Genomic DNA, 26,280 nt, shown 5'->3' with positions numbered 1-26,280 from the left:
TCTTCGTGCCTTTGTGGCCAAAAACAATCAAATTTCCGTGCCCTAATTAGTCCGCATAACCTGATCATCGCAATCGCATAAATCAAAGTAAAAGCTTTTAACCTTCGTGCCTTTACATTTTCGTGGCAAAAAACAATCAAATTTTCCGTGCCCTTAAATTAACCCGCATCACCTGATTATCCGCAATCACATAAATCAAATCATCCTCACTCGGTTCCAAAATATACTTCCCCGTAAATTCCCCGAAAGCCGGCAAAATCATCTGGTTCTTCGTCCGAAAAAAACAAGGCAAATCCATCGACTGCCTTCCTTTTCCTCTCAAATGCACGCCCGGATGAATGTGTCCGCAAAACGTAAAGTAACCGTCGCGTTCTTCAGGTTCGTGCGTGAACAAAAATTCCGCGACTTTGAGTTCCGAGGCGATCGCCATGCCGACCGATTCGTATTTCTCAGGTTTCAAAATGTCATGGTTTCCGATAACGAGTACGAATTTCTCACTTCGCGCGTTGATCCAATCGGCGAAAATATCCCATTCCTTGTTGATCTTGCTGTGGAAAAGATCGCCCAGAAAGCAGATGACTTGGGCGTTGAAAAAGTCGGCGATTTTCGTCAATCGGTCAAAATTACCTGAAAAGGCTTGTTTGGGAAGCGCGATGCCATGTCTTCGGAAGTGGGAAATCTTACCCAAATGCACGTCTGAAATCAACAGCATACTTCGGTCCTTCCAAAAAACCGCGCCCGAACAATGCAAAACAAACGTATTGTCGTGAATCTTAATCTCTAAAGTCATTCTATCCCTTTCATGTAAGAGGCCGTCATTTTCGCGATGCGGTCGGCCAGCGTCTCGCTCGAGAGTTTTTCGCGCAGTCGGTCGGTGATGATCGGAAAGCTGAACGGCGTTGGTTTTTCGCAGATTTTCCATACGATTTCCTGTGCGTTTATGCGTTCCATCGCCTGTATCAATCGGCCTTCCTCGAGTTGGTGCTCGAACGTTTCGCGATATGCTTGCTGCAAAAGTAAGTTATCGGGTTCGTAATCGCGAAATACTTCGAACAAAAGTTGCGTGGAACTTTGCAAGTGTTTGGCCTTGACGATCTTGCCCGGATAACCTGTGAAAACCATTCCTGCGATCACGGCGATGTCGCGGAATTTACGTCTCGCCATTTCGGTCGAATTCAAACTCGTCTGCAAATCCTGGTGCAGGTATTCGGGTGTGAAAAGGTTGTTGTCGATCACCGATTGCATGTCGATTTCCTTGTCGCTCAACAACTCGAAACCGTAATCGTTGTACGCCAATGAAAAAGTGATCGGCTCGAGCAGACTGATGCGGTAGGCGAGCAGCGACGCCATGGCCTCGTGCACGAAACGGCCCTCAAACGGGTAGAAAATCGCATGGAAACCTTCGCGCGTCTTGAAGGTTTCAATCAAAAATTCATTTGCGTCGGGCACGATCGATTCGCGTCTTTGGCGTTTGAAAACGGGCGCCATCGCCTTGAGTTCTGGCGACATTTTTTCGTGGTTCGCGGCATATAATTCCTGACGCAGCAATTCGCTCATTTGTGCCGACAACGCCAAACGTCCGCCCATCCACGAAGCGAATCTCGTGGGTTTCCGCGTCGCTTTCCGAACCAATACCTGCATATTTTTGACGCGATACAACTCGAGTTGTTTGCCCGCGAATTGGAAAACGTCGCCGGGTTTTAATTTTGAGATGAACCATTCTTCGATCGATCCGATGAAACCGCCGCTCATGAATTTGACCTGCATGACGGCGTCGCTCACGATGGTTCCGATCGACATCCGATGTTGGGTCGCGATCGAGCGTTTCGTGATTTTGTACAACCCGTTTTCCTGGATTTCTACTTTTTTATATTCGTCGTAGGCTTGCAGCGACTGGCTTCCGTGGACGATGAAATTCAGGATCCATTGAAAATCCTCGCGCGACATAGCTTGGTAGCAGAACGTCGATTTGACTTCGGCGAAAATCTCGTCGGGGAAAAATCCGTCCGAAATCGCGAGCGTATTCAAATATTGCACGAGCACGTCCCACGAGTTCAAATACGGGATACGATCTTCGACGACACCATTCTCGACCGCTTTTTTCAACGCCGACGCTTCGACGAGTTCGATCGCGTGCGTCGCCAAGAAGTAAATCAAACTTTCCTTTCCGGGCCGGTGATTCGATCGTCCGGCACGTTGCATGAAGCGCGCGACGCCTTTCGGTCCGCCGATCTGGATGATGGTTTCGACGGGCGCGAAGTCGACGCCCAAATCGAGACTCGACGTACAGACGACTGCTTTCAATTGTTCGTCGCGGATCGCATTCTCGACCCAAATTCTCACGTCACGGTCGATGCTTCCGTGGTGCATCGCGATTTCTCCTGCGAATTCGGGATAACGGTCGAGTAGTCGTTGGTACCAAAGTTCGCATGCCGATCGTACGTTCGTGAAAACCAAAGTCGTGCGGCTTTCCTTGATGATACGCGCGACGTCGTCGATCAGGTGAAACCCCATATGACCGCGCCATGGATAACTTTCCATCTTCGTCGGAATGATCGAAACGACGTTTATTTTTTTGTACAAAACGGCTTTGATCAACACCGAATTTTCAAGTGCTTCCGAATCGGGACCGAGCAACACCTGACGCGCTTGTTCGAGGTTTCCGATCGTGGCCGAAATTCCCCAGATGCGCAGATTCGGAGCGACCGCTTTTAGCCGTGACAATCCGAGTTCCATTTGCACGCCGCGTTTCGTGCCGAGCAGTTCGTGCCATTCGTCGACGATGATCGCGGAACAGTTTTTAAACGTCGTCGGATAATCTTTTGATGCCAATAAAAGCTGCAAACTTTCGGGCGTCGTGATCAGTAAATCGGGCATTTTTCGTGCTTGTTTGGCGCGTTCGGCCGCCGACGTATCGCCCGATCGGATCGCGACTTCGAAAGGAACACCTAAACCTTCGACGAGTCTTTCGGCGGCTTGCTTTATTTCAACCGACAACGCGCGCAACGGCGTGATCCAAATGGCTTTCAAACCGGGCTTGTGTTTTGACAAATCAGGATTTTTTTTCATATAATCCAAGATCACGGGAACCCAGAGCGCATAGGTTTTTCCACTTCCCGTGGGCGCGTTCAACAGGCCGTGTTTGCCTTGCAGGAATGCGGTCCAGGTGTCTTTTTGGAATGGGAATGGTTGCCAGTTCTGATCTGTGAACCAGTTTTGCGCTATGTTGAAGAGATCGTTTCTGTTCATGTGTTGGCCTGCGGCCGTTTAGGGTTTAGGGTTTAAGGTTACCGCGATCTAACGCTAAACCCTAAACTCTAAACAAATTAACATATCAAACTTTTCAAATCCTCAATCGAATTCGCCTCATCAATCTTCTTATCATGCCGCCATCGCAAAATCCGCGGAAACCTCGTCGCCACGCCGCTTTTATGTCGTTTCGATAACGCGATACCTTCAAATCCGATTTCGAAAACGAGCTCGGGCGTTACGCTTCGGACCGGCCCGAAACGTTCGATCGTATGGCGTTGTATCCAATTGTCGACCTGTCGGAATTCGGCGTCGGTCAAACCCGAATACGCTTTCGCGAATGTGACGAGTTCTTTTTCGCCAGCTTCGTTGTCCTGCCACAGCGCGAACGTGTAATCGGTGAACAAATTCGAGCGGCGTCCCGAACCGCGCATCGCGTATGTGAGCACGGCATCGATCGCCAACGGCTCGATCTTCCATTTCCACCAATCGCCTTTTTTGCGTCCGACCTGGTAAGGCGAATCGCTTTTCTTGATCATCAAACCTTCGGATTTGAGGTCGCGCGATCGCATGCGTTCAGCCGTGACGTCGTCCCAATTGTTCAGGCAAATGCGTTCGGACAAATGCAACGGGATCGTATTCGGCGCGATTTGATGAAACATCGTTTCCAATAATTTCCGACGTTCTTCGTACGGTTTCGGTCGGATATCTTCGCCTTTCCATTCCAATAAATCGTAGGCTTTGATGATCACGGGCGAGTTTTTAAGCACGGCCGCCGAGACGGTTTTGCGCCCGATGCGCGTCTGCAAATCATTGAACGTTCCGATTTCGCCATTCGGAAATGGTAAAATTTCCCCGTCGATCACGCTTCCGTCGGGAATGACGCCCACGAACGCGTGAAGTTCGGGATATTTGTCGGTGACCAGTTCCTCACCGCGGCTCCAGATGTAGATTTCGCCTTCGCGGATAATCGTTTGCGAACGGATGCCGTCCCATTTGTGTTCGATGCTCCAATCTTTCGCGTCGCCCAGATTCGCGACGTCGCCTTCGATCGCATACGCCAAATAGAACGGGTACGGCTTCGATAAGTAATCGGAGCTTTTCTCTTTGATTATCAGTTCGTTAAACGATACCCTGTCAGGGTCCCAGTTGCCCATCAATTTGTGCGCGATCAAATCCTCATCCACATCGACGGCTTTCGAAAGCGCGCGCGTCATCAATTTTTGGCTGACTCCGATTCGGAAACTTCCCGTGATCAATTTCGTGAAAACCAGTCGCTCGTAATAATTCAATGCGAGCCAGTTTTCGTGGAGATATTCGCGTTTTTCCTCGTCGGATTTTTTCTTTAAAGCGATCATTTCCTGCATGTATTCGGTCAATGATTTGTCCGAATGTTCGAGCGTGACGGGAATGACGAGTGCGATGGTTTCGGCCAGATCGCCTACTATGTGATAACTTTCCTCGAAAAGCCACATCGGGATATTCGCCAATTCGTTCGCCCACAATCGCAACAACGTCGTGTTTACGGGACGCGGCGGACGTCGGTGCGACAAGATCGCGATCGTCCAGACACGGTCTTCATCGGATGCATTTTTAAAGTACGTGGTAAGCGCGTCGACCTTGACTGACGTTTTGTTTGAGGAGTCGAGGGCTTTTATGAGGTTGGCGAAGTTCTTCATAATTAATGATGAACAATTAATGATTAATAATTGATCGAATCGGAATAGTTCGCGCTTTAGCTTTCAAAACAGCAAATCGCCATGAAGTCATACAAATTGGAACCGGGTGCATCATAATTATACGTTTTGACTTTGATCAGGACGCGCGCATTCCTTATAATTATCTTCATCAGGACTACAAGCATTATTCATTATTCATTATTAATTATTAATTCTTCATTATTACTTCAAAAGCGTCCGTATACTTTTTTCCAATTTCACATTTTCATCAACAACAATCTCAGTCGCGTTTTCAAGTTCCTTTTCAGCCGATTCATCATTTTCGTGGCTTGTTCCCATCTCAGCCGATTCGCCTTCGTATTGCGTTTTCGCGGTTCGGGCGTCGTAGCCCAATTCTTCGCGCAGGTAACGCGAGAAAATGTCGGAGTAACCATGTGTCGAAATCACTTTTTCGCAACCGGTTGCTTTTATCGAGTCCAACAATCCGTACCAATCGCAATGATCGCTGAGCACGAAACCCTTGTCGATCGCACGTCTCGCCCTCGCGCCCCGGAACGCCATCCAGCCTGAAGCCGTCGCGGTTACGAATGGCGACATTTTGCGCAGCCAGATCGAACCGTGGGCGCTTGGCGGTGCGACGACGATATTGCCGAGCAGGTCTTCTTTTTTGGTGTCGCGCGTGATGAGCTCCGTTGGTGGCAAGTCGACTATGTTGCGCACGACGGCCGTCATGTTTTCGACCGCACCGTGCGTGTAAATTTTCCCGATCGAAGGGTCGAGGTGCTTGATGATATTTTGCGCCTTTCCAAGCGTGTAGCCAAAAATGATCGAGGTCTTTTTCTCGGCCTGATTTTCAGACCACCACGCGTTCATGTCGTCAAAAACTTCCTGTTGCGGCAGCCAGTTAAACGCCGGCAAACCGAACGTACATTCGGTGATGAACGTGTTGCATTTCACGACTTCGTAAGGCGTCGAAATCCCGTCGTCCTGGGTTTTGTAATCGCCCGTAAACACCCAGACTTCGCCTTTGTGCTCGACTCGGACCTGCGAACTTCCGACGATATGCCCGGCAGGATGCAACGAAAACTTCACGTTGTTCACGAAAAATTCCTCGCCCCATTCCACGCCGCCCACGTTGATGTCGCCCAACCGATGCCTGATGATCGGCACATTATAATGATGCGTGATATAATTTTTATGTCCCCAACGAGAGTGGTCGGAATGGCCGTGCGTGATAATTGCGTTCGTAACGGGCCGCCACGGGTCGAGGTAGACGTCGGCGGCTTCGCAGTAAATGCCTTTGTCATTGAAGCAGAGCAACGGTTTTTGTTTTGCGGCCAATTGTTTTTTCTTAAAGTTAGGAAAATCGGCGAGAGGATTTTTTTGGTTTTGGGCAAGTTTAACGTTTGTTTGAGTAGGTGCCAGGCGCAAGGATCAGGATGCAGGGTTTGAATCGTTATTATATTTTTTTGGGCGTTGCGCCTGTGGACGTTTTTGGTTTAATTTAGGAATCGAGTCGGCGCCGGGCTTGCGGCACTCGCTTTTGGAAAAGCCTGCAGGTTTTTGTACGCCTTCACGTTTTCGTGAGGCTTTTCCAAAGAGCTTAAACAAAGCCGCAATCCCTAACGCGGTATAATGTCGGAACACGCTTAAAACTTTTGTTAACGTCTGTCACATCGAGAACTGTAATCCGTAATTTTAAATTGACAGTTGGACAATTGATAATTGACAATTAATAATTAATAATTAATAATGATTCGCTGGGCGGATATGAGTGATGGCGAAACTAAAGGATAGAACCGCATTTATTACGGGAGCCGATTCGGGTATCGGACAGGCGATTGCGATCGCGTTTGCCCGTGAAGGCGCGCACGTCGCGGTATGTTACCATTCGGATAGGGAAGGAGCGAAGGAAACCGCGTCGGTCATTGAAAAACTCGGACAAAAAGCGTTGCTCATCAAATTGAATGTTTCCAAGGAAAAGCAGGTCGAAGATTCGCTCGACAAAGCCGAAGCGGAATTCGGAGGAATCGACATATTGGTAAACAACGCAGCGCTCAATGGTTCAAACATTCCGCTCGCCAAAATGGAAATCGAACAGTTCGATACCGTAATCAAAACAAATCTGTACAGCGTGTTTTTCTCGAGCCGATGGTTCGCCAAAAAAGCACGCAAGGGTTCGAAGATCATCAACATCTCGTCGGTTCACGAAAATATCGCGACCGCCGGGAATACCGATTACAACGCTTCGAAAGGCGCCGTCCGGATGTTCATGCGTTCGCTCGCGCTTGAAATGGCGCCGCTTGGGATCACGGTGAACAACATCGGTCCCGGAATGATTCTGACGCCAATGAACCAAGAAGCACTCGACAACAAATCCGTCCGTGACGAAAAGTCGGCGCATATTCCATTGCTTCGTCCCGGCCAGCCTGAGGAAATCGCGAAGCTCGCCGTTTTCCTCGCGTCCGACGACGGGAATTATGTTACGGGAAGCACGTATTTTATGGATGGCGGTTTGATGATAAATCAGGGGCAAGGCGCGTAATTTACAATTGACAATGGATAATTTACAATTGACAATTGGATGAGTCGCTTGCGATGAAAAAACGTATTTGGACACGTAAGACTGAAATAAGTTTTTGATTTTCAAATCACACCGAATAATTATCCATTGTCCATTGTCAATTATCCATTATCAATTATTCATTATCAATTAAAAAAAATGCCCGAAGGTCCAACACTCGTCATCCTAAAAGAACAAACCACCCAATTCGAAGGAAAGGTCGTCACGGCAGTCGCCGGAAATACGACTATCGATCTCGAAAGGTTGTTGCACAAGAAGGTGAAATCGCTGCGAACCTGGGGAAAGCATTTCCTGATTTCGTTTGATGGTTTTTACGTGCGCGTTCATTTTCTGATGTTCGGGTCGTATTCGGTCGATGAAGATCGAAAGGCAAAAATCAGGCTCGGACTGACTTTTAAGAACGGCGTACTCAACTTCTACGCGTCGAACATAAAACTGGTCGAAGGCAAGGTCGAGGATGATTATGATTTTGCGGCCGACATCATGGGCGATAAATGGGACGCACGAAAAGCCAAGCGGCGACTAAACGAAATTCCCGACGAAATGATTTGCGACGCGTTGCTCGAGCAGGATATTTTCTCGGGTTCGGGAAACATCATCAAGACCGAAGTGCTATACCGCGCAAGAGTTCATCCCGAATCGAAAACGTCTAAAATCCCCGCCGCGAAAATGAAGAACATCCTTCACGAAGTCCGACATTACGCGTTCGAATTCCTCAAATGGAAGAAAGCCGACGAACTCAAGAAACATTGGGAAGCCTACACGAAAAAGAAATGCGGGCGCTGCGATTTGCCGATGCATAAAAAGGAAACGGGAAAGAAAAAACGCCGTAGTTTCTTTTGTACGAACTGCCAGAAATTGTATGCGTGATTACTCGAACAGGACAAACGATGTGCGTTTCCCGATCTTGTAACTCGACGGGATGTCGAAAACGTCGCGTAACAATCCGTACGCAAGCAGCGAGGCGACATTCCCGGCATTTGCGGGTTGCTGCTTTTGGTATGCGTTAAAGCAATTCGGGGCGATTTCGAAATAACTGTTGTAATGTTTCCCCAGCGTCATCCAGTTGTCGTGGATCACGTAACTCGAGTATCCGCCGTATGCGTTGTCGATGAAATACAGCGTCGATTTTTTTAACCATTCGATGTTCGGTTGAAAGTCGGGTTGCTCGAAGTCGCTGAAGTCAAATCGATTTTTCTTTTCAAGGATGGAAATCGCTTTCGTGCCGAATGTCGTTTTCTCAGGCGATGTAAGCGACGTCGTAGCTGAATTTCCGATCGGCGTTTCCGGCTTAAAATCTGATGTTTTATCCTGTCCGAAACTCATTTGCGCGACGCATACCGCAAAAATAAAAGTAAAGATTTTCATATCGACTTTTTTTTAAAGTTACAAAAAATTTATTCTGACGCCGCTCCAATTGGCTACATTTGTGCAAACCGAATTTTATGCAACGTCCGTCACATCTCCAAAAAGGCGATACCGTTTATTTGCTCAACATTGCGCGGAAAGGCGTTTACGATACTGATTTCGTGACGTCGGTTTTTAAAGATTGGGGTTTGAATACGATCGTCGGCGAAACGATTTCCGACTCGAATTTCTGCCAGTTCTCAGCCAATCCTGAAATAAGGTTGCGCGACCTGCAAACGGCGCTCGATTCACACGAAGTCAAGGCGGTCTTTTTTTTGCGCGGCGGTTACGGAACCGTTCAAATCCTTGACAAAATCGATTTTTCAGGATTCGTGGAGCACCCGAAATGGCTCGTCGGATTCAGCGACATCACGTACCTGCATTCGCACATCAACCGAAATTTCGGCATAGAAACCATTCATGGCGCGATGCTTTTCGGATGGAAAACCGCAGGAAAAAGTGATTTGGAAAGTATGCGGAATGTCCTTTTCGGGACGAGAGATTCCGTTGTATTCGACAATCTCGAAAATCATAAGACAGCGAATGTCGAAGGTGAACTGGTTGGCGGGAATCTGTCGATTTTACACACCGTCATCGGAACGGCATCAGACATCGATTGCGACGGTAAAATTTTAATCATCGAAGATACTTATGAGAACCTGATGAGCATCGAACGCATGTTGTACGCGATGAAACGTTCCGGAAAATTCGAGAAGTTGAAGGCGATCCTGTTCGGAGATTTCATCATTCCGCTAAAGGACAACGAGACGAGCAATTGCATGGTCGCACAAATTCCTGAGCCCAACGAGGGAAATATCGAACAAGCGCTTCGAATCATGGTGCTCGATTTTTTCAAGGAGTATGATTTTCCGGTTTGCTTCGGGTTGAACGTCGGGCATCGCGCCGATAGGAACGTGGCGCTTAACTTCGGGCGAAAAATCAATCTTGAGATTTCAAAAGATAGCCTCGAAATCAATTATATGTAATCATGGATTAAAAAACCGCCGTGAGTTTGTATCTCGATTTTTGAAATTTTAAAGTCTAGGGCGATTTTAGTCTCTAACGCTTCTTGAGCGTGTTTCCAAACCTCGTGAAAACAAAAAACTGCCCTTGTGGGGCAGCTTTACAATAAACTGGTACTTTGATATCTTAGATCACTGTGACATTTACTGCGTTGAGTCCTCTTTTTCCTTGTTGTACTTCATAAGTAACTTTGTCGTTCTCGCGAACACGTCCGTTAAGACCAGTTACGTGTACAAACACGTCATCACCACCGTCGTTTGGAGTGATAAATCCGAAGCCTTTTGCCTCGTTGAAAAATTTGATTGTTCCTTCGTTCATTTCAGAAAAAAATTAATTAAGTGCCAAAGATATATTTAAAATATTGGTATTCAGTATTTTTTATAAAATTTTTCAAAAAAAATATTTAAGAGCTTCTGTTCAGCGCTTTAAGTGTCTGCGAAAGGCCGAATTACCTGGGTAACGCGACGCCAATCATTGCCCCGAAATCACCGTCGGTTTGCATCGTTTTGGTTCCCGAAACATAGGCGCGCGACACGAATCCGTCGAGATATAATGCATTTTTGCAGCCGGCGTCCTTGAAAAACATCGCGAAATCGTAGAAATTTATTTCGGTTTTTGAAATTGCGAACAACACTTCGCCGTTCGGTAAAATCCCGACACCGTTCCGGACGTTCAGATTCGCCGAACCTTTTTTGAATGCGGGATGTAATTCGCCTTCGATGACCAACATCGGACCCGATTGGGTCGCGTACCTGCAACTTTTCGAATCGATGTAATTTTCAGTTTCACGAATGGTTGGAATTCCGTTTCGGTCGACGCAGAAAATCCCGTTCGGCTTCAGATAAAAATTCCCATTTCCACCTGAATTGTCGCGTGCGATCAGTACTTTTCCGTTTTCGATGTACAGGCCTTGGGGCGAAAAATCTTTCTTGAACATACCGGCGTTCATCGCGAACAGCAGTGTTTTATTTTGTTTTTCGACAAGTTTCCTTAGGTTTCCGAGGCTCGCGATGCGGTTGCCTTTCGCATCTTTCCAGTACAGCGCAAAATGTACTTTCGAGAGATTGGCGCGGTAGGAAATTATGTTCGATTGTTTGATTCCCGCTGACGCCGACATGAGCAACAGCAAACACAACAAACCGATCAACCGTAAATTTTTCATGTGACAAATGTAATTTTTTAGTCACTGATCGCTTCGATACAGATATAAAAGTGTTGCGATTTTTTACATCCGTGGAGATCCGTGCATCCGTGGCTAAAAAAATAGGTGTTACGAGTTTCCAACCGATTGGCAAAACATTCCGCGGCAAAAAAAACAAAAAACCGTTAGCTTTGCAAAAACGCCCCAAATGAAATTTTTTGTATTCCTAAGCTTAGCATTCGCGGTGAATGTCGCCGCCCAGCCCAACTATCTAAAGTCAGGAAAGATCACCGCCATCGATCCGACATTCTCGACACTGGTCGCGCCCGATGCCAAAATCGAAATTCTCGCCTCAGGATTCACCTGGGCTGAAGGTCCTGTTTGGGTAAAAGATGGCGATTATCTGTTGTTTTCGGATCCGCGCCAAAACGAGATTTTCAAGTGGAACAAAAAAGACGGGCTCACGACCTGGCTCAACAAATCGGGTTATACGGCCGCGGCTTTCTACAGTGACGAACCCGGTTCGAACGGATTGTTGATTAACAAACAGGGCGAACTCGTGGCCTGCGAACAAGGTAACCGACGCATCTCGAAAATGAAAATCGGCGAGGCGACCAAAACGACGATAGCGGGCTCGTTCGACGGAAAACCGTTTAATTCGCCCAACGACATCTGCCAACATTCATCGGGTGCGTATTATTTCACCGATCCGCCTTACGGATTCCAAGGCATGAAAGACGACCCGACCGAGCGCACGCAAATGTTCGGCGTATACAGGATCGCGCCCGACGGAACCGTGACGCGCATCATCGACAACTTGAAACGCCCGAACGGTATCGCACTTTCGCCCGACGAGAAAACGCTGTACGTGAGCCAAACCGATCGCGAAGCCGTGATCATGTCGTATCCCGTAAACGCTGACGGATCGGTCGGGAAAGGAAAAATATTCTTCGATTTACGTCCGTTGTATACGGCCGCCGACGGCATGAAGATCGACAAGGATGGCAACATCTTCACAGGTGCCGGAAACGGCGTCATGGTCATTTCGCCCATGGGAAAATACCTCGGCAAGATCGATACGGGAATGCCTACGGCTAACTGCGCATTCGGAGCCGACGGTTATTTATACATTACGGCCGGGAAACAATTGCTTCGCGTGAAGACGCTTCTTTAGGGACCGATCTCGCTTCGAGTTTTCGCGTCCATTTCGCAGGTAATAACGGATACGCGAGCTGCTTCCAATAGACTTGCGGGAAATTTTCGTTTATGCCGAAATGTTCGGGCTCTTTATTCGGCGACACATAGGTTCCGAAAAGCAAATCCATCAAAGGCGAGATGTTCGCATAATTGCCGCGGTCGCGTTCCCGGTCGTGATGCCAATGGTGCAAGTCGGGCGAACCGATGAACATTTTGAGAAATCCGATGTTCAGCCTGACGTTGCTGTGGATGTAAATCGCCCAAATGCCGCGAAACGCGACGAGCATCGCAATCGCGTTCAAATCGAAACCGAACACGAATGCGGGCAAATTTATGAGTCCGATCGTGTACACCGAATCAAGCGGATGTTCCCGGTGAGAAGCGAGCCAATCCAAGGTTTCGGCGCTGTGATGCACTTTGTGGAAACGCCACAGGAAATCTACCTTGTGTTGCAACCGATGTCCCCAATAAATGATCAAATCGCTCAGGAAAAGGATTTCGATGGCCTGCAAAACGAACGGTTGCCCTGACAGCGCTTCGCGGAATCCAATCGGCATCCAGGCGTTCAGCCAATTGCTGAAATATGAAAGCACCGCAAGTACGATCCCGCTCCAAAACAAATACTGTCCGAGGAAATAACCAAAATCGAGCAGCCAGTTTTTCCTGAACACTTTTTGTCCGGGTTTCGCGGGAAACGCTTTTTCCATTGGGATAAAGACCAACGCGAGGAAGAAAAGGCTCGCGCCCGTTGCGATCAGTAAATAGACGAAACTCATGGCTTTGCAGGTTTCACTTTTTTGGACAAATCGCGCGGCACGGGAATGCTGTCCTTTGAAAGTATGTCCGGAAATTTCAATCCGTCGGTCAAAATTACCGTCTTTGACGACGACATCCGAAAGACCATTGAATCGTGTCGGCGTTTCGCAATCGAATCGAGCAGGCTGGGCGCGACTATTCCGCCGCCGTTATGGCTTGAAAGCCGGTTTTGGTCGGATTTCGGCTGTGCGAGATTCGCTCTATAACAAACGAAAACGCCAATCAGAAAAACGAAACTCGTCAATGCATACAATTTAAAAAACCTGCTTTTTGCCATGATCGCGCGTTTTAGTTTTTGCTGTACTTGTTCCTATATTCTACAGGCGTCAAACCCGTGATTTTCTTGAACACGTCGCGGAACGATTTCGTATCGGTATAGCCGACGTCGAACATGACCTCGTTCACGTTCTTGAGCGACGCCTCGAAACTGCGTTTGGCCGATTCGATTCGCACGCGCTGAATGTATTCGCTCACGGTGTTGTTCGTCGCGCTTTTGAAGCGTCGTTCGAAACTGCGTCGGCTTACGTTGACTTTGTCGGCCAAAACGTCGATCGTGATTTTTTCGGTAAAATTGTCTTCGATGAAATCCTGGGCCGTCAAAATCTCGTTGTCGCGATGGTCTTTCTGGGCGCGGAAAATCGTAAAAGCGTGCTGGTTGTCGCGGTCGATGTCGATCGCAAAATATTTGGCCGACAGGATCGCGATGTCGCGGCTCGTATATTTCTCGAGCAAATACAGCAGCATGTTCCAGATCGAGGCCGCGCCTCCGCTCGAATAGATTCGGCCTTCGTCGGTGATGATGCCGCCGTCGACGATTTCGATGTCGCTGAACATGTTTCGGAACTCGTCGTAATACGCCCAATGTGTCGAGCATTTCCTGCCGTTCATCAATCCGGTTTCAGCGAGCAGGAACGCGCCAAGGCAAAGCGATGCGACTTCGGCTCCGCTGTCGTACATTTTATTTATCCATTCGATGGCGTCGCGGTTCAGCTCGATCGCGTTTTTCAAATCGCCGTAAAGCGCGGGAATAATCACGACATCGGTAGAAGTAACCTCGTCGAGCAGGCGAGTCGTGGTAATCGTGTATTCTCCGTCCTGCGCTTTTATGTGTCGTTCCAAACCCACGAATTCCACATCAAACAAAGGCTCGTTTCCCGATGCAGTGAGAAAACTGTTCGCTGTCGAGAAAACGCGATACGCGGGTGTAACCGCTTCCATGACGGCACTTTGGGGAACGTAAATCGAGATGCGCTTCATCGGATATCAAAATTTGGCAAAAACAAATGTAAGAAATCCCGTGTCACATTCGCCCCGTTCGATAGCCGTAATCGCACCGCGTTTTTGCAGTCGAAACGCAGCAATTTTGTAGTGTAGCCAATGCTGTTATGACGATGCATCCGTTTTTTACCTTTCACGGCAATTGTCGCGAAGCCATGCAATTTTACCGCTCGTGTTTCGGCGGGACGCTTTCCATGATCGAAATCGGGCAAAGCGAACACGCGCACAAACTGCCCGAAAGTGTGAGGAAACTCGTTTTGCATGCGAGATTGGAATGCGATATGTTCGTGATGCTCGCGTCGGATCTGGGCCAACGATCGGGAACCGGAAACGGAAGAATTTCGCTGTTGATCGAATGTGACCAACGCGAATCGAAACGTCTTCTGTCGAAATTGTCCGACAATAAAATCCAGGAAACTTCCGATTCAAACACTTCTGTCATAGACAAATTCGGTGTCGAATGGATTCTTTCCCACAAATAAAAAAAGCGCAGGAAAATCTCCCGCGCTCTTATATCCAATCGAAAACCAAACGTCCTCGCCAATAAAACCATTCGCTAATCCGCTAGTTTTCTAATCCGCAAATCACCCAATTACCAAACAAACGTCGCAACCGAACCCGCGTCCAAAAATACCGGAACCCATTGGTTGTTGTGGCGAATGTTTACGGTCGATGCCGAAGTTCCGTCGTTCTCGGCAATCAGCACTTTCTTTCCATCGGGACGTTTGAACGCGACGGTGTTGATGTTGCCCGAATTCGTACTTCCGATCCTGACCGAACCCGCAGGAACAAACTTGGCTGCGTGTGCGATGATGTAATACGAAACGTTTTTCGTGTACGTGTTGCCGTTGTTCACCGTGATCGCGCCCTGACAAGTCGTGCAGCCATTTTCAGTATGAGGTCCGTAACTTATGTTGGTGGCCAAATTCCATTCGAGCGCATTTTTACTCCAGTTTCGCATCGAACCGATGATTACGTTTTTTAGGTGCCATTTCAAGTCGCCTCCGAAATCGCCCGTCGAACTCGTGAACTGCTCGGTGAAATAAAGATTTTTGTCGGGATACGCGGCGTGTACGCTTAACATCGAATTGATATTTCCGGCGTACAGGTGGAATGCCGATCCATCTACGAAAGGTCGCGTCGCAGCGTCGTTCAAAATCGAAAGCGGATAGGCCGTATTGTCCAGATTATGGTCGTACACAATAATTTTCGTGTTCAATCCCGCCGATTGGAACGCAGGTCCCAAATGGTTCTTGATGAAGTCGTTCTGTTGGTCGGCCGTCATCACCATGCTCGGATTGTTGCCGCCGTGGAGGGGTTCGTTCTGAGGCGTGATCGCGGTGATGTTGATTCCTTCGGCCTGCATGGCTTGCAGATAATTCACGAAGTATTGCGAATAAACGCCGTAGTTCGCAGGCAACAGACTTCCACCGACGAACGAGTTGTTGTCTTTCATCCAAGTCGGTGCCGACCACGGAGTAGCGACGATTTTGATATTCGGGTTGATCGCCAATATTTCGGTAAGCAGATTGACCAGCGCGTCGTCTGACGAAATGCTGAAATTCGCAAGCGTCGGATCGGTTTGTCCCGATGGCATGTCGTCGTACGTGTAAGGCGAGGCGCTCATATCAGAAGCTCCGATGCTGATACGCAGATAACTGACTCCGATTCCTGAAGCACCGAATAAATCCTGCAGTAATTCCTGTTTCTTGGCTGCGGTCAATTGGTTGATGACCGTTACGCTTCCACCGGTCAGCGCGTACCCGAAACCATCTACGGTTTGGTAGGTTTCGCCTTCAGTGACGTCGATGTTCTGGTTGTTGTTCGGCGTCGTGGTGAAGTCGAGAATAGTTGTCTGCTTGATGAGTTTCACCGATTGGTCGCTTTTGGTAAGCCAAAAATCGACTTCGTTCACGCCAGGTTCGACAGGATCCGGATCGGGAGTCGTATCGCCATTACCGTCTCCGTCGCTGTTTGAGCATCCAATTTGGCAGGCAAGTAATGCCGCGAGTCCAAAAGTGGAAAGTAACTTTTTCATAGTTTTTTGTTTTTTTAGAGGCGCTAAAGTTAGTTTTTTCTTACACTACAACGCTTTCGTATCAAGACTTTAACGTAATAGTTGGAAAAAAAGCATCCGGGAAACGGAAAGCCTTAGACTTTTACAAGACTTTTATGCAAGAATGCTTTTTGTCCGACCGATGTCTGGACGTGGATCCAATCTTTGGTTTGCCCGAGAAATGTAACCGATTCCCCAGCTTTCAATTCACCGATCTTGTTGAAATCAGTGTCAGGACCTTGACGTAGCGTCGCTTTGGCCGATTTGATGCGAAGCGAAGCCGACGAGAAATTCATCGGGAATGATCTTGCGACGATATTGTCGGTGCGATATACGAACGACAACGGATTAACGGCCCCATAATCGCTGTAGATCCCAAAGTGCAGATGCGTCGCGCCGCCCTTCGCATTTCCCGTATTCCCGACGAAGCCCAGCGTATCCCCAACTTTTACCGATGTCGCGCTTTCCACGGCGATTCGGTCCAAATGCGCGTAATACACGGATTTCCCAAAGATTCCCGTCCTGAGCCAGACTTGTTTGCCGCCGATGCCGTGATCGCCCGTGCGTGTGACGATCCCGTCGGCGACCGCTACGACCGGAGTTCCGCGTTTGGCGAAGATATCGATGCCTTCGTGGCTGCGTTTCCCCGCATCGCGCACCTGGCCCCAAAAACTTTGGATCGCAGCATTTCCTTTGCCCGAGACCGGGAATTCATACAACGGTTTCTTGTTGATGCTCACGAAGAAATTGCCCGTTGCGCCGAATTCGGGTTGTACGACCAATTTAAAAAGTCCTGCGTTTTCACCTGCGGCCGAGATGCGCGACCCGACCGTTTGCCCGATGCTTCGGAACGAATTTCCGTCCCATTCGAATACTTCGAGAAATGTGCGTTGGGCAACGTCCTGCGTTATTTGGGCATCGAGGATTTCGCCTTCCTGAAGCCCGACGGTGTAACTGTAAGCGATCGGTGTTGCCGGGTTGAAGCGTCCTTTCTCGCCATACGGCAAGGTCACGATCAAACTGTCGTTGACCGCCGATTCATAAGCGGATTCCCAACTTTTGACATCTATATCATTTTTCAATTCCCGCACGTAGAGTTCGCGTGCGCTAGGGTTCGTAATGGCGTCGGTCACTTTCGTGATTCCCGAACAGCCGCAAGCCGATAAAAGAAACAGGCTCGCAAATAACGGATAAATCAGTAGGTTTTTTTTCACGGTTGGGCGTTTTGCAGGAATTGTGCCAGCCTGCGTTAGAGGTTTGATTTGGAATTTGTTTTAACGCCGATTTGTGAGATTTTGGTATAAATTGGTAAGTGCGTTGTTTATTAGCCGCGAAGTTTTTTTGCTGCGGATGATAGATTGAATCAGGAAATCGCGGTAATTTTTTTTAGCCACGAATGCACGAATGCACGAATGCACGAATGCACGAATGCACGAATGCACGAATACACAATGCACGAATTCTTCGAAATTTTATCTATTTGTGTAATTCGCGGCTAACAATCGTTAGATCTTCCTGAAGATTGCCGTGGCCGTATGTCCGCCGAAACCGAAGGTGTTGTTCATGATGAACTCGTGGTCGAATTTTCTTGCCGTTTTAGAGACGATTTGCAAACCTTCAGGAATGGCGCGATCGGGATTTTCGAGGTTGATCGTAGGTGGCACGATCGCGTTTTTGAGCGACAGAACGCTGATGATACTCTCGATCGCGCCCGCCGCACCAAGCAAATGTCCTGTCATGGATTTGGTCGCCGTGATCAGGACCGGATGATTTCCGAACACCGATTTGATTGCGCTCAGTTCACTCAAATCACCTTGAGGCGTCGAAGTCGCGTGAGCGTTTATACTTCCGATTCGTGACGGTTCGAGACCTGCGTCGGCCAAGGCTTTCAACATGCCTAGTTTGGCACCGAGTCCGTCGGGGGAAGTTCCCGTCAAATGGTAAGCATCGGCCGCCATTCCGCCTCCGACCATTTCGGCGTAGATTTTCGCGCCTCTCGCTTTGGCGTGCTCATATTCTTCAAGGATCAACGCGCCCGCGCCTTCACCGGCCACGAAACCGTCACGGTCGGCGTCGAAAGGACGCGATGCTTTGGTAGGGTTTTCGTTGTTCTTCGACAACGCCTGGGACGCGCTGAAACCGCCAATTGACGATGGCGTGATCGCAGCCTCGGAACCGCCGGCTATCATCATTGAAGCCTTTCCCAAACGGATCGTGTCGAACGCGCTGATGATCGCGGTGTTCGACGACGCGCACGCTGAAACCGTCGCGTAGTTCGGGCCGTACAATTTGTGTTTTATCGAGATCACGCCGGCCGCGATGTCGACAATCATTTTCGGGATGAAGAACGGGTTGAACCGTGGCGTTCCGTCGCCCGCATGGAATTCCGAAAGTTGCTGTTCGAACGTCGTGATTCCGCCGTTTCCCGATGCCCAGATCACGCCGACTTCAGCGCGTTCGCCGTCTGACAAATTCGCGAAGTCAATGCCGCTGTCACGGATCGCTTCGTCTGATGCGGCGACTGCGTATTGCGTGAACGGATCGTATTTTCGGACGTCTTTTCGGTCGAAATAGTTTTCGGCATTGAAATCCTTGACTTCGTGCGCGAATTTGGTTTTGAACAGCGTGGTGTCGAACTTCGTGATCGGGCCCGCACCGCTTTTTCCTGCGATTATATTTTTCCAAAATTCGGGAACTGAATTCCCCAGCGGCGTGATCGCGCCCAATCCTGTGATGACTACTCGTTTCATTTGCTTGTGCTTTGATTAGACTTATTTTTTGTTTTGAATGTTGGATTTTAAATTTTGAGTTGGGATGAACAGTCGGTTTATCAACAGTATAGTGGCATTTAAAATTCAAAATCTAAAACATATTTTTTCAATTGTTCAGCGCATTGAAAGCCGCTTCAGGTGACGAGAGATACAGTTGGTACAGATCGGCGGTCATGCCGGGATGGATTTCAAAAATGTCGTTTTCGATAGCGTCGACCAAGGATTTCGCGACATCGGCGGGATTCATGCCGTTTTCGCCTCCGATCTCTTTCGAAAATTCGGTGTTCACCAATGGCGGCATAAGTTCGAAAACTCTAATGTCATCGTTGTTGCGCGTCAAGGACAAACGCAAGGATTGTGAATAGGAGTGAAGCGCGGCCTTGCTTGCGGCGTAGGTCGGTAAGGTGATTCCGGGAACAAACGCGACGATAGACGAGACGTTTGCGATTGCGGCGTTTTTGTTTTTTCGTAGCGTTGGCAGTAACTTCTCGGTAAGCCGGATCGTGGAAAGATAGTTTGTGAGGATTTCTTCCTGGGCTTTTTCAAAAGCGTTCGCGTTCTCGTCGGTCAGTTTGTAATACTGGGCGTTCCCGGCATTGTTGATCAGGACGTTAAGCGTCGGGAAATCGCGTTGGATGGTTTCCACGAGGCGTTCTACATCATTGTGTTCGGTCACATCGGCTTGGATGAAGCGGGCGTTTTCGAGTTGGGAAACGGCGCTTTCAAGACGTTCTTCGTTTCGGCCCGTGATGATGACTTTGTTGCCGAGAGCTGAAAATTGTTTGGCCATTTCGAAGCCGATTCCGGAACCGCCGCCGGTGATTAGGATTGTTTTCATGTGCTGTAAGATTTTAGATTTTAGAATTTGGATTTAAGATTTTGTACCGATTGGTATATTTTTGAGTAAAAAAAATTAGAGTTCGTGTATTAGTTTTTTGAGCGAGTCGTTGATCAACAACAAATTGCTTTCGCTTTCAGTGAGTTTTGCAATCATGGTCGCGCCTTCGATCAGCGCCAGGATTGTGATGCCCGTTTTTTCAGAATCGGTTTCGGGTTTGAATTCGTTTGCCTTTTTTCCATCGTCGATTATTGCCACGATCGATTTTTTCCAAGCCAGGAACGCTTTTTTAGCGACGGCTTTGAGTTCGGGATGCGTGTCGTCAGATTCGGTCGATGTGTTCAGGATCGGGCAACCACCATCGGGTAAACCGCCTTTGAAAAATCGTTCGTAGACATTTGGATACGCCATGAGTTTTTCGCGGTTCGATTTCGCCGATGCCATTTCAGTATTGAAAACCGCGTTCATTTTCGCGGTATTGAACTTGAACGCCTCGACTGCGACTTCGTCCTTGTTTTGGAAATTGCCGTAGATGCTGCCTTTCGTGAGTCCGGTGGCTTGGGTCAGATCGTTCATCGATGTTCCGGCATAACCGCGTTTGTTGAAAACCGGTGCGCTTTTTTCGATGATGAACTGTTTAGTTATTTCGGCTTTTCCCATGATTACTTTAATTCTGATGTAAATATATACCGATTGGTATTTTTATAATCCACTTTTGCATTGTTTTTTTCGATGACGGGATAATGCCTTGATTCTCATCTGAATTTTTATATTTGGGAAAAAACATCCCATGTTAGGTTTTCTCTTCATCTATTTCATCGGAAAATATTTTTACGACCTCGCCGGCAAATTTGAAAAGCACAAATGGGGTTATACGATATTGGCCGTCGTAGTATATTACGCGGGCACGGTTGTATTCCTCATTCCGCTTTTTCTCATCGGCAATTTTGTCGCACCCGATTCCGTGGAAGGTATCGACGACACGGTGGTCGGCCTCATTGGCATTCCGTTCGGGATTCTTTCGAACGTGTTGTTATACAAATTCCTTAAATGGAAATGGGAAAAGGAAGCGGCCAAAGTTGAGACAATCGAAGACATCGGCGTAATTGAGGAATTGCGATAGCTCTATTCCAGCTCCTCACAATCAAACCCCAGCCGATTCAAAATCCCGATAACGGTCATCGAAACCTGTACGCTGCTGTCCACGCGCAAAATATTGTCGCGATCCTCGAAATCAAAATTCCATTGTCGAATGGCGTTGATCGAATTGAGATAAGCGGTAATCATTTTCGCCTTGCGCTTTGAATTTACCGACGTCTTGAAAACTGAGATCATTTTATCCATAGTCTAACGTTTTGCTTTTTTTCTTATCGTCGGGCTGAACGAGACGCCGCACGAGAGATAACCCGTCGCGTTCCGGTTCGCTGACAAAACGTAATCGTTCGTCGATTCGCCTCGTTCCGAAACGCGCATGTTGAACATATTCGACAAACCGGTCTTCGCATATCCCACGATTCCGTGTCCGAAATAATGTTCGTACGTGATTCCCGAGCGGAGTTCAAGCGTCCTGAAATCGTACACGTTCGCATAGTTAGGGTTGTTGGCGTACATGTAGAAACCGTCGCCCGAGAGTTCGGTTCCGATCGAGAATCTCCCATTCGTAAACACCGGACGTTTCAACAAAGCACGTTGCGGCAAAATAAAGTCGAGCGACCAGGGCGAATCCTTGAATTTGTGTTCGACCGTGAAAACCGGAGCGAGCGGCACGGGCGATGTCGGGTCGATGAAAACCATGATCCCAACGCCGATCGAAGTCCGTTCGGTGCGTTTTAAGATAAGTGTCGCGCCGACGAAGCCCTTTACGCGTTCCATGTTTTTATCGGAACCGTCGACCGTGACATTCGCGAGGTAGACGAGCGGTTTTTTCCAAAGGCTGCCGTAATACATGGCGTTTATCGTCGCGCCCAAATAATGATAGCCGTTGTTCTCGTCGAACGGACCTTGATCGGCTGACAGCAGTTCGACGTCCTCGACATCAAAACTTTCGTATCGATAGTTCAGCGTGGCCGAAATGTTCCAACGCGGCCTTCCGATCAACAGGTAATTGAACGCGGCCGAAAACTTCTCATGGTTTACCAATCGGCCTTTAACGTAATCGTTTCCGTCGAGTTCCGAATCGAAATCGGCAGGTAAATAACGTCGGTACTGCACGTCGATCATACGCGTCCTCGGGAATTTTTCGACGATCGCGAATTTCACCGAATCCTGCAATTGCTGTGATTTTTGAGGCGTTTCCTGTGCTGTCGCGACCGTGCATACGAATCCCAGCAGTACTAAAATGTTCTGTTTCATGATCGGTGGTTTAGTTGTGTGTCAGGGTTTGTCGCCCAAATAAATGTCGAGGAATTGTTTTCGATAGACTTCCCCGATCGGAATCTCGGTTTGTTGTATGTTGAGGCTGTGATTGTCGAAAGCCGTAATGTATTTTGTGTTGACGATGTAGGATTTGCTCACACGGATAAAATCATGTTCGGGCAACAACTTCGAGATCGTGCGCAAGTTCATCGCCGTGATGATGCGGCTTTCCTTGCAATGGATCACGACGTAATCCTTCAAGCCTTCCACATATTGGATATCGGCGAACGAAATCTTGTGGAATTTCCGGTCCGATTTGATCAGCATGAAATCACTCGCGGCGCTTTCGAACGTCGTCTTCCTCTCGTTGCCCGACAGCAATTCGTGGTACGAGAACGCTTTTCTCACGGCTTTTTCCAAACGTTCCTTCACGATTGGTTTCACGATGTAATCGATCGCGTCGACCTCGTAACTTTCAAGCGCGTATTGAGAAAAGGCCGTCGTGAAGATCACGAGCGTTTCCTCAGGAATGGCCGCCGCGAACTCCAAACCGCTGATTCCCGGCATTTGGATGTCGAGGAATACCAGATCGACTTTGTTCCCTTTGAGGAATTCCTGCGCTTTTTTCGCGCCCGAAAAACATCCCAAAACCGTAAGTTCAGGAATTTCCTGCAGCAACAGCAAAATGCCTTCGCGCGCGAGCGGTTCGTCGTCTACGATGATGCAGTTCATATCGGTAGCATGAGTTTGAGTTCGTATTTGCGTTTGCTTTGTGAAATCCCGAGCGTGAACGCGTCGGCGTACAAGAGTTCGAGTCGGCGCTTGGCGTTTGCGAGCCCGAGTCCGCCCGCGGTTTTTACTGTGGTTTCCTCAGGTTTTGTGTTCGCGCAACTGAATTCGAGTCGGTCATCGAAAAGGGAGAAAACGACTTGGACGCTCGAAGGATTTTCAGCATCGGCGCTGTGCTTTATCGCGTTTTCGACAAAGCTGATGAACAGGTTCGGCGGCACTTCGAAGTTGTGGACGCGTTCCTGGTTCGTAAGATTGTTTTCGATGTCGAGCGAGAACGTGAATTCGTCGCGACGCGTTTTCTCGAGTTCCATGAAGTCGGTCAGGAATTGTATCTCGGGCAACAGCAACACGGACTGCGCATTGTTTTCGTATAATTGATATCTCAAAAAATCCGACAATTTATGGATGACGTTCACGGCTTTGTCGGGATTTTTCCGCACCAAAACATTCACGTTGTTGAGCATGTTGAACAGGAAATGCGGATTGACCTGGTTGCGAAGTTCGCGCAGTTCCATCTGGAGCGAATTCGTCTCGAGTTCGTTGATGCGCTGGTTGTCGCGCGCCCAACGCTGGAACAACTTGATCGAAGTCGAAGCGAAAACCATTAGTAAAATCATGTGGACCGCGACGAAATATTCATGGAACGTGTCGCCCGATAGATGCATTTTTTTCGAGCTGTGGCTTCGGGTCAACACATAGCCGTCGAGATAGAGTTCCGAGAAATACGCGAAACTGAAATAGCCGCCGATGATCAACAACAGCAAAATGAAGATATACTTCACATAATCGCCTTTGTACAAAAGTTTCGGCACGAGCAAATACATGTTCAGGTAAAACATCGACAGGAAATAGAAATTCCACATCATGCTTCGCACCAAATCGAACGGCTCACGGCTATCTTTAAGCAGTTTCGACGCGCAGAAGAAAATCGTGATATACAGCAAAACCAACGCATGCCGCCAAATCCTGTACTTCTTTTGGATCAGGAAATTGATCATGCGATTGTCGCTGCAGTTTTTGAAGAATGCGCCCATTGGTTTTTGTTAGCGTTGCGAAATAACGACAAATGCACGTGACTCGCGCCGCAATTATACCAAACGGGACTTTTTTTATACCAAACGGGTCACAGGTAACGCAGCCACCAGCTTTTGTTTTGGGATTTGTAGCGCGAATACGATCGGCATGGGAAATATAGAATCGTGACGATCGAAAACCAGATCACATAAATCCAACCGAGATTTACGCCGCTGAATTCATCCAAAGGCCGTCCGAAACGCATGGCTTCGAAATGCATTTGGCCAAATGAAAATCCTTGAATCAGCAGCAATAAAATCAACGTGCCGTGAATCGCGTACCAATGGATCAAATAGTAGAACATCGGGACTTTGCCGAAGGTTTCGAGAATTTCCGTAAGCCCGTTCCGACTTTTCCCGGCGAGCCATAACAAGATGAACATTACGCCCAAAGTCAACAGGCAAAATTGCAATGTCGGCGGATATTTCGTCACGTTAAGGAACGACATCACCGTAAAGATCAAGTCTTTTTGCATGGACCAAGGCGCCAAATCTCCGATGTTTAGCAGTCGTAAAACAAAAAATGTTGTGACGCAAATCGAACCGGTCGCAAGCAATCTGGATTGATAGTTCGATTTCGTGAACCAGCTTCCGACGCCGTAACCCATGAACAAAATCGCGGTCCACGACAAAATCGGGTAGGCGTAGATGAGTGCGCGTCCTTCACCCAATGGAACGAAATTCGAAAAAAACAGGAACGAGAAAATAGTTTTGATTGAACCGTCCGCAACGGGAAGCAATGGCAAAATGGTTTGTATTATCAGTAGTGCAATTCCGACGATTCCGATTGTCCCTGACGAAAATTTGAGCAGCAATCCCAAGAAGATGAATCCGAAACCCAAAGCCGCGATCACTTGAAACAATATCGTGTGGAACCCGATGTCGAACCAAATCCCGAAACCGACGACCGTGAATTCGAGGAATATCAGCCAAAGGCCACGTTTGATCAGGAAACTGCGGTTCGCGCTGACATTTCCCGATTTTTGAAGCGATAGGAAAGCCGATGTTCCCGCGAGGAAAACGAAAGTCGGTGCACAAAAATGCGTGATGAATCTCGTGAAGAAAATCGCTGGCGACGTCGTGGCGAGATCCGTCGGATTGTTCGAAAGCGACGGCGCGTGCATCAGATCGCGAATGTGGTCGAGCGCCATGACGACCATGACCAGACCACGGACGATGTCGATGCCGTGCACGCGTTTCATCAGTCCACGTTTTTAAAGAAAGCCGGAGCGTTGCCATAGATTGGCGTTTTTCCGTCCCATTTCTCGATGAATTGCTGTTGGATCAAAAGTGCATTTAACGATTGCTTTCGCAGTTCGTTGGCTTTCGCTTCGGCTTCGGCCTGGACGATCAATTTTCGCGCTTGCGCTTGTGAAACCTTGAGCTCGTTCTCGACGCGCATTGCCTGTTGGACGGCGGCGTTCTTCGCGTTTATGGCTTCGGTGATCGTTTCAGGATATTGGATGCCCGACGTCATCTGTTCCAAAATAAAACCTTCTTTTTTTAGCAGTTCACCCATGTTCATCTGGATGGAATTCTCAAATTTTTCGCGGTTCGAGATGATGCTGTCGGTGGAATATTTGTTGAATTCAATCCGGAACGCATCTTTTATGTAATTGAACAATGTCGTTTCGGTGATCTCGCGGATGTCTTTGCGGTACTTCTTGAAGATTACGGGCGATTGGCCGTCGCGTACCTTGAACGACAGCGTAGGGTCGACTGAAAATACCGAACCGTCTTTCGCATTCACCGTAAACGCGGTGTAATTGATCGTCTGCACATACGTCGGAAACTCGTACACGTTCTCGGTAAACGGATTGTACCAAACGCGGCCCGTGACCAAACTTACATCCTGGACGCCTTTTTCGCTCCCGTACAATTTGACGAGAATTCCCTCGTAACCCGCGTCGATACGCTCGTTGCATGAATTGAACCCGATCAAGACGAAAATCATCAAAATAAAAGCACTCACGAGGAAAATGATTCGGCTTCGCGTCATGGCATAAAGGTTTTTAGTAGGA

The 26,280-nt window shown here is 48.2% G+C and carries 27 protein-coding genes; 6 read left to right on the top strand and 21 right to left on the bottom strand.

Annotation, left to right across the window (positions count from 1 at the left end; all coding sequences use genetic code 11):
• Nucleotides 1–136: 136 nt before the first annotated feature.
• The 4 genes from pdeM to EOO50_RS11865 form a co-directional block, all read right to left on the bottom strand.
• Nucleotides 137–790 carry a ligase-associated DNA damage response endonuclease PdeM gene (gene pdeM / locus EOO50_RS11880; RefSeq protein ID WP_290840393.1) on the bottom strand — a complete coding sequence of 218 codons (654 nt, stop codon included), beginning with the start codon at nt 788–790 and terminating at the stop codon, nt 137–139.
• Entirely contained in the window at nt 787–3,249 is a 2,463-nt protein-coding gene (locus EOO50_RS11875; RefSeq protein WP_290840391.1) for a ligase-associated DNA damage response DEXH box helicase, read from the bottom strand. The genes pdeM and EOO50_RS11875 overlap by 4 nt, the downstream gene beginning before the upstream one ends.
• A gap of 77 nt (nt 3,250–3,326) precedes the next feature.
• Nucleotides 3,327–4,928, bottom strand: coding sequence for an ATP-dependent DNA ligase (locus EOO50_RS11870; protein WP_290840389.1), 1,602 nt, complete (start codon nt 4,926–4,928; stop codon nt 3,327–3,329).
• A 222-nt stretch (nt 4,929–5,150) separates the two neighbouring features.
• Entirely contained in the window at nt 5,151–6,248 is a 1,098-nt protein-coding gene (locus EOO50_RS11865) for a ligase-associated DNA damage response exonuclease (protein WP_290840387.1), read from the bottom strand.
• A gap of 457 nt (nt 6,249–6,705) precedes the next feature.
• On the opposite strand from EOO50_RS11865, the gene EOO50_RS11860 reads away from it, so the two are divergent.
• Nucleotides 6,706–7,473 (top strand): SDR family oxidoreductase, encoded by a 768-nt coding sequence (locus EOO50_RS11860; protein WP_290840385.1) that lies wholly within the window; start codon nt 6,706–6,708, stop codon nt 7,471–7,473.
• Between the two features lie 177 nt (nt 7,474–7,650).
• Nucleotides 7,651–8,382, top strand: coding sequence for a DNA-formamidopyrimidine glycosylase family protein (locus EOO50_RS11855; protein WP_290840384.1), 732 nt, complete (start codon nt 7,651–7,653; stop codon nt 8,380–8,382).
• Here the strand turns inward: EOO50_RS11855 and EOO50_RS11850 are convergent, their stop codons facing one another.
• Entirely contained in the window at nt 8,383–8,880 is a 498-nt protein-coding gene (locus EOO50_RS11850; protein ID WP_290840382.1) for a hypothetical protein, read from the bottom strand.
• Nucleotides 8,881–8,957: 77 nt separating this feature from the next.
• Between EOO50_RS11850 and EOO50_RS11845 the strand changes: the two genes are divergently transcribed.
• Nucleotides 8,958–9,905 (top strand): LD-carboxypeptidase, encoded by a 948-nt coding sequence (locus EOO50_RS11845; RefSeq protein WP_290840380.1) that lies wholly within the window; start codon nt 8,958–8,960, stop codon nt 9,903–9,905.
• 163 nt (nt 9,906–10,068) lie between these two features.
• Here the strand turns inward: EOO50_RS11845 and EOO50_RS11840 are convergent, their stop codons facing one another.
• Together EOO50_RS11840 and EOO50_RS11835 are read right to left on the bottom strand one after the other, a co-directional pair.
• The gene (locus EOO50_RS11840; protein ID WP_290840378.1) at nt 10,069–10,260 is read right to left on the bottom strand and encodes a cold shock domain-containing protein; all 192 of its coding nucleotides are present in this window, start codon (nt 10,258–10,260) and stop codon (nt 10,069–10,071) included.
• 130 nt (nt 10,261–10,390) lie between these two features.
• Nucleotides 10,391–11,104, bottom strand: coding sequence for a phosphodiester glycosidase family protein (locus EOO50_RS11835; RefSeq protein ID WP_290840376.1), 714 nt, complete (start codon nt 11,102–11,104; stop codon nt 10,391–10,393).
• A 187-nt stretch (nt 11,105–11,291) separates the two neighbouring features.
• Here EOO50_RS11835 and EOO50_RS11830 point away from each other — a divergent pair, with 187 nt between their 5' ends.
• The gene (locus tag EOO50_RS11830) at nt 11,292–12,257 is read left to right on the top strand and encodes an SMP-30/gluconolactonase/LRE family protein (protein WP_290840374.1); all 966 of its coding nucleotides are present in this window, start codon (nt 11,292–11,294) and stop codon (nt 12,255–12,257) included.
• Here the strand turns inward: EOO50_RS11830 and EOO50_RS11825 are convergent.
• The 3 genes from EOO50_RS11825 to EOO50_RS11815 are packed head-to-tail and all read right to left on the bottom strand — an operon-like array spanning nt 12,214 to nt 14,353.
• Nucleotides 12,214–13,056 carry a sterol desaturase family protein gene (locus tag EOO50_RS11825; RefSeq protein WP_290840372.1) on the bottom strand — a complete coding sequence of 281 codons (843 nt, stop codon included), beginning with the start codon at nt 13,054–13,056 and terminating at the stop codon, nt 12,214–12,216. The genes EOO50_RS11830 and EOO50_RS11825 overlap by 44 nt on opposite strands.
• Complete coding sequence (locus EOO50_RS11820; RefSeq protein ID WP_290840370.1) at nt 13,053–13,373, bottom strand: hypothetical protein; 321 nt, start codon at nt 13,371–13,373, stop codon at nt 13,053–13,055. Before EOO50_RS11820 ends, EOO50_RS11825 begins: the two co-directional genes overlap by 4 nt.
• A gap of 11 nt (nt 13,374–13,384) precedes the next feature.
• Nucleotides 13,385–14,353, bottom strand: a complete 969-nt coding sequence (locus EOO50_RS11815; RefSeq protein WP_290840368.1) for a helix-turn-helix domain-containing protein — start codon at nt 14,351–14,353, stop codon at nt 13,385–13,387.
• A gap of 128 nt (nt 14,354–14,481) precedes the next feature.
• Here EOO50_RS11815 and EOO50_RS11810 point away from each other — a divergent pair, with 128 nt between their 5' ends.
• Nucleotides 14,482–14,856, top strand: a complete 375-nt coding sequence (locus EOO50_RS11810; protein WP_363331753.1) for a VOC family protein — start codon at nt 14,482–14,484, stop codon at nt 14,854–14,856.
• Between the two features lie 110 nt (nt 14,857–14,966).
• On the opposite strand, the gene EOO50_RS11805 is transcribed toward EOO50_RS11810, so the two are convergent.
• The 5 genes from EOO50_RS11805 to EOO50_RS11785 form a co-directional block, all read right to left on the bottom strand.
• Nucleotides 14,967–16,412, bottom strand: coding sequence for a glycoside hydrolase family 30 beta sandwich domain-containing protein (locus EOO50_RS11805; protein ID WP_290840364.1), 1,446 nt, complete (start codon nt 16,410–16,412; stop codon nt 14,967–14,969).
• A gap of 113 nt (nt 16,413–16,525) precedes the next feature.
• Complete coding sequence (locus EOO50_RS11800) at nt 16,526–17,644, bottom strand: M23 family metallopeptidase (RefSeq protein WP_290840362.1); 1,119 nt, start codon at nt 17,642–17,644, stop codon at nt 16,526–16,528.
• A gap of 291 nt (nt 17,645–17,935) precedes the next feature.
• Nucleotides 17,936–19,180 (bottom strand): beta-ketoacyl-ACP synthase II, encoded by a 1,245-nt coding sequence (gene fabF, locus EOO50_RS11795; protein WP_290840360.1) that lies wholly within the window; start codon nt 19,178–19,180, stop codon nt 17,936–17,938.
• 127 nt (nt 19,181–19,307) lie between these two features.
• Entirely contained in the window at nt 19,308–20,039 is a 732-nt protein-coding gene (locus EOO50_RS11790; RefSeq protein WP_290840358.1) for an SDR family NAD(P)-dependent oxidoreductase, read from the bottom strand.
• A 75-nt stretch (nt 20,040–20,114) separates the two neighbouring features.
• A complete protein-coding gene (locus EOO50_RS11785; protein ID WP_290840356.1) occupies nt 20,115–20,699 on the bottom strand; it encodes a TetR/AcrR family transcriptional regulator in 585 nt (194 codons plus the stop codon).
• A 130-nt stretch (nt 20,700–20,829) separates the two neighbouring features.
• Here EOO50_RS11785 and EOO50_RS11780 point away from each other — a divergent pair, with 130 nt between their 5' ends.
• Nucleotides 20,830–21,162 (top strand): hypothetical protein, encoded by a 333-nt coding sequence (locus tag EOO50_RS11780; RefSeq protein WP_290840354.1) that lies wholly within the window; start codon nt 20,830–20,832, stop codon nt 21,160–21,162.
• 2 nt (nt 21,163–21,164) lie between these two features.
• On the opposite strand, the gene EOO50_RS11775 is transcribed toward EOO50_RS11780, so the two are convergent.
• The 6 genes from EOO50_RS11775 to EOO50_RS11750 form a co-directional block, all read right to left on the bottom strand.
• Nucleotides 21,165–21,383 (bottom strand): hypothetical protein, encoded by a 219-nt coding sequence (locus EOO50_RS11775; RefSeq protein ID WP_290840352.1) that lies wholly within the window; start codon nt 21,381–21,383, stop codon nt 21,165–21,167.
• 3 nt (nt 21,384–21,386) lie between these two features.
• Nucleotides 21,387–22,391: a hypothetical protein gene (locus EOO50_RS11770; RefSeq protein ID WP_290840350.1), complete on the bottom strand. Its 1,005-nt coding sequence runs from the start codon at nt 22,389–22,391 to the stop codon at nt 21,387–21,389.
• Nucleotides 22,392–22,412: 21 nt separating this feature from the next.
• A complete protein-coding gene (locus tag EOO50_RS11765) occupies nt 22,413–23,126 on the bottom strand; it encodes a LytTR family DNA-binding domain-containing protein (protein ID WP_290840348.1) in 714 nt (237 codons plus the stop codon).
• A complete protein-coding gene (locus tag EOO50_RS11760; RefSeq protein WP_290840346.1) occupies nt 23,123–24,220 on the bottom strand; it encodes a histidine kinase in 1,098 nt (365 codons plus the stop codon). Before EOO50_RS11760 ends, EOO50_RS11765 begins: the two co-directional genes overlap by 4 nt.
• Before the next feature lie 89 nt (nt 24,221–24,309).
• Nucleotides 24,310–25,461, bottom strand: a complete 1,152-nt coding sequence (locus EOO50_RS11755; RefSeq protein WP_290840345.1) for a heparan-alpha-glucosaminide N-acetyltransferase domain-containing protein — start codon at nt 25,459–25,461, stop codon at nt 24,310–24,312.
• Complete coding sequence (locus EOO50_RS11750; RefSeq protein ID WP_290840343.1) at nt 25,461–26,258, bottom strand: SPFH domain-containing protein; 798 nt, start codon at nt 26,256–26,258, stop codon at nt 25,461–25,463. The genes EOO50_RS11755 and EOO50_RS11750 overlap by 1 nt, the downstream gene beginning before the upstream one ends.
• Nucleotides 26,259–26,280: the final 22 nt, after the last annotated feature.

It is taken from the genome of Flavobacterium sp., assembly GCF_004211145.1.
In the GTDB taxonomy this organism is placed as follows: Bacteria; Bacteroidota; Bacteroidia; order Flavobacteriales; family Flavobacteriaceae; genus Flavobacterium.
The sequence above is the reverse complement of the archived record's forward strand: the minus strand, read 5'-3'. Positions and strand labels throughout refer to the sequence as shown.

Bases quoted from the DNA above. Each gene is read 5' to 3' on its own strand.
- pdeM (WP_290840393.1), bottom strand. From the start codon at position 790: ATGACTTTAGAGATTAAGATTCACGACAATACGTTTGTTTTGCATTGT.
- EOO50_RS11875 (WP_290840391.1), bottom strand. From the start codon at position 3,249: ATGAACAGAAACGATCTCTTCAACATAGCGCAAAACTGGTTCACAGAT.
- EOO50_RS11870 (WP_290840389.1), bottom strand. From the start codon at position 4,928: ATGAAGAACTTCGCCAACCTCATAAAAGCCCTCGACTCCTCAAACAAA.
- EOO50_RS11860 (WP_290840385.1), top strand. From the start codon at position 6,706: ATGGCGAAACTAAAGGATAGAACCGCATTTATTACGGGAGCCGATTCG.
- EOO50_RS11855 (WP_290840384.1), top strand. From the start codon at position 7,651: ATGCCCGAAGGTCCAACACTCGTCATCCTAAAAGAACAAACCACCCAA.
- EOO50_RS11850 (WP_290840382.1), bottom strand. From the start codon at position 8,880: ATGAAAATCTTTACTTTTATTTTTGCGGTATGCGTCGCGCAAATGAGT.
- EOO50_RS11845 (WP_290840380.1), top strand. From the start codon at position 8,958: ATGCAACGTCCGTCACATCTCCAAAAAGGCGATACCGTTTATTTGCTC.
- EOO50_RS11840 (WP_290840378.1), bottom strand. From the start codon at position 10,260: ATGAACGAAGGAACAATCAAATTTTTCAACGAGGCAAAAGGCTTCGGA.
- EOO50_RS11835 (WP_290840376.1), bottom strand. From the start codon at position 11,104: ATGAAAAATTTACGGTTGATCGGTTTGTTGTGTTTGCTGTTGCTCATG.
- EOO50_RS11830 (WP_290840374.1), top strand. From the start codon at position 11,292: ATGAAATTTTTTGTATTCCTAAGCTTAGCATTCGCGGTGAATGTCGCC.
- EOO50_RS11825 (WP_290840372.1), bottom strand. From the start codon at position 13,056: ATGAGTTTCGTCTATTTACTGATCGCAACGGGCGCGAGCCTTTTCTTC.
- EOO50_RS11820 (WP_290840370.1), bottom strand. From the start codon at position 13,373: ATGGCAAAAAGCAGGTTTTTTAAATTGTATGCATTGACGAGTTTCGTT.
- EOO50_RS11815 (WP_290840368.1), bottom strand. From the start codon at position 14,353: ATGAAGCGCATCTCGATTTACGTTCCCCAAAGTGCCGTCATGGAAGCG.
- EOO50_RS11810 (WP_363331753.1), top strand. From the start codon at position 14,482: ATGACGATGCATCCGTTTTTTACCTTTCACGGCAATTGTCGCGAAGCC.
- EOO50_RS11805 (WP_290840364.1), bottom strand. From the start codon at position 16,412: ATGAAAAAGTTACTTTCCACTTTTGGACTCGCGGCATTACTTGCCTGC.
- fabF (WP_290840360.1), bottom strand. From the start codon at position 19,180: ATGAAACGAGTAGTCATCACAGGATTGGGCGCGATCACGCCGCTGGGG.
- EOO50_RS11790 (WP_290840358.1), bottom strand. From the start codon at position 20,039: ATGAAAACAATCCTAATCACCGGCGGCGGTTCCGGAATCGGCTTCGAA.
- EOO50_RS11785 (WP_290840356.1), bottom strand. From the start codon at position 20,699: ATGGGAAAAGCCGAAATAACTAAACAGTTCATCATCGAAAAAAGCGCA.
- EOO50_RS11780 (WP_290840354.1), top strand. From the start codon at position 20,830: ATGTTAGGTTTTCTCTTCATCTATTTCATCGGAAAATATTTTTACGAC.
- EOO50_RS11775 (WP_290840352.1), bottom strand. From the start codon at position 21,383: ATGGATAAAATGATCTCAGTTTTCAAGACGTCGGTAAATTCAAAGCGC.
- EOO50_RS11770 (WP_290840350.1), bottom strand. From the start codon at position 22,391: ATGAAACAGAACATTTTAGTACTGCTGGGATTCGTATGCACGGTCGCG.
- EOO50_RS11765 (WP_290840348.1), bottom strand. From the start codon at position 23,126: ATGAACTGCATCATCGTAGACGACGAACCGCTCGCGCGCGAAGGCATT.
- EOO50_RS11760 (WP_290840346.1), bottom strand. From the start codon at position 24,220: ATGGGCGCATTCTTCAAAAACTGCAGCGACAATCGCATGATCAATTTC.
- EOO50_RS11755 (WP_290840345.1), bottom strand. From the start codon at position 25,461: ATGAAACGCGTGCACGGCATCGACATCGTCCGTGGTCTGGTCATGGTC.
- EOO50_RS11750 (WP_290840343.1), bottom strand. From the start codon at position 26,258: ATGACGCGAAGCCGAATCATTTTCCTCGTGAGTGCTTTTATTTTGATG.